The sequence below is a fragment of the Mesorhizobium sp. P3_A9 genome (assembly GCF_056402975.1).
The window spans coordinates 1-1,840 of the sequence record NZ_JBFUGJ010000627.1 but is presented as its reverse complement, the minus strand read 5'-3'; the positions used below and the strand labels follow the sequence as shown (position 1 = coordinate 1,840).

2 protein-coding genes are annotated in these 1,840 nt (G+C 59.9%); both read left to right on the top strand.

What is annotated here, in order from left to right; all coding sequences use genetic code 11:
- Nucleotides 1-444: 444 nt before the first annotated feature.
- Entirely contained in the window at nucleotides 445-1,626 is a 1,182-nt protein-coding gene (locus AC1DX0_RS35395) for a carbohydrate kinase family protein (RefSeq protein WP_477222304.1), read from the top strand.
- A gap of 59 nt (nucleotides 1,627-1,685) precedes the next feature.
- The coding region (locus AC1DX0_RS35390) for a glutamine amidotransferase (protein WP_477359101.1) at nucleotides 1,686-1,840 on the top strand (155 nt) is incomplete at its 3' end.

Here is a 1,840-nt window from a genome sequence, read left to right as displayed (position 1 = left end):
GGTCATAAGAAGCCGATCCGTTGGAAACAAGAAACTCTACGGCAATTGCAGCAACTGGAATTTGTCAGCTACGTACCAACCGGATTTGAATGTGGCAACGCCCTCAAACTTCAGTCTCGGGCGTCGAAACCAGAGAACGCGCCTTGCCCATAAAACGCGCCGCGTCTCGGTTTCTGTGGGCCGCTTGCGGCTGACGAAATGGCAGCTGCGCCGAGCACCGATCAGGCTGGCCGGCCAAACAAAGTGCAAAAGATGCGAATGCACAATCTTTTTGCCGAAAATTGAAAAACGTTCAAATTTGGTAACGCGAATTCGGGTTTCGGCCACATCATGGTTTTGGTTTCTAAATCCAGACCTACACTACCCGCTTTTTGGAAGATAATTCCGTTGAGGTGTCGCATCTCCCCTGTTACCGTTTGAAACGCTTCAATCGGAACCAGGCAATTGCAACGCAAGCGCCCTACCATAGCGGATGTCGCACGAACCGCCGGTGTCTCCATCGGCACGGTTTCGAACTTCATCAATGGCACTGCCGGCCTTAGGGAAGACACCCGCGACCGCATCGAGAAGGCGGTTGCCGCGCTGATGTACCGGCCGAGTTCGTTCGCCCGTTCGTTGCCAGGCCGAGCACCCCGCAGGCCCAAAAATCTCGACCACCTGCCAAGGCTTCTGGTCGCCGGACGCGTCAGCGTCGACTTCCTGTGCCGCGTCGACGTGCTGCCGCATCGAGACGACCGCATCACCGCCAGCCATATCGAAAAGGCGCTGGGCGGACCGGCGGCCAATCTCGCGGTTGCCGCGGCTGGCGTTGGGGTGCCCTATGCCCTTGACGTGGAACTGGCGACTGCGGTCGGCAGGGATGCAGAGAGCGACTGGGCGCTGGGCGAGCTCGCCAAACTCGGTGTCCACGCCCTCCCCATCCGCAGCACGCCCAACAACCGGCTTTCGCAGGCGATCGTCATCATCGAGCGCAATGGCAGCCGCACCATCATCAGCGAACCATTCGAACTGGGTGAGGTCGACCTGACCGCCAATCTGGACATCCAGCCCGAGCAGCGCCCGGCCTGCCTGCATATCGAGGGCTTTCACTATGAGACGATGACCGCCTCCATCGCGCGCTTTCATCATGCCGGCTGGAAGGTGAGCCTGCATTCGGCCGGCCTGCCCAAAAGCGCGCGCACGCCGGAGGCTTTTGCGCAGATGGTCAGGCAGATCGACCTGACCTTTATCAACGACGTGATGATGCGGGAGATTTTCGGCTTTCGCACCGGGATGGCGACCATGATCGAAGAGGTGCGGTTGATGCTGTCGCGCATCAAGCCGCGCGGAACGGTCGTGCTCACTCTTGGCGAGTTTGGCGCGGTCGTCTTCCCGTCGGGCGGCGGCCCACAGATCGAGGTCCCGGCACTGCCGGTCAACCGCGTCGACGCCACCGGCGCCGGCGACAGCTTTGCCGGCATCTTCCTGAGTCTGTGGCTGCATGGCGCGTCGCTGGATGCTGCCGCCCGCTATGCCGCGATCGGTGCGAGCCTGACGACCACCGTCGAAGGCGCGCAGGGCTACATAGCGGATTTTGCGACCCTGAAGGCCACCGCCTTGGCGAACGACACTGTGATGGCGAGTTAAATCAAAGACTTATCGATTTCCAGACACCCGCCCATGGGCGAAATCAGGAGAATATGATCATGGCGAAAGCAAAAGTCCTTCTGGTCGGCGAGAGCTGGATGAGCTCGGCGACCCATTACAAGGGCTTCGATCAGTTCGGCAGCGTCACCTTCCATCTCGGCGCAACGCCCCTCGTCAATGCCTTGAAGGACAGCGAATTCGATCTCGACTACAT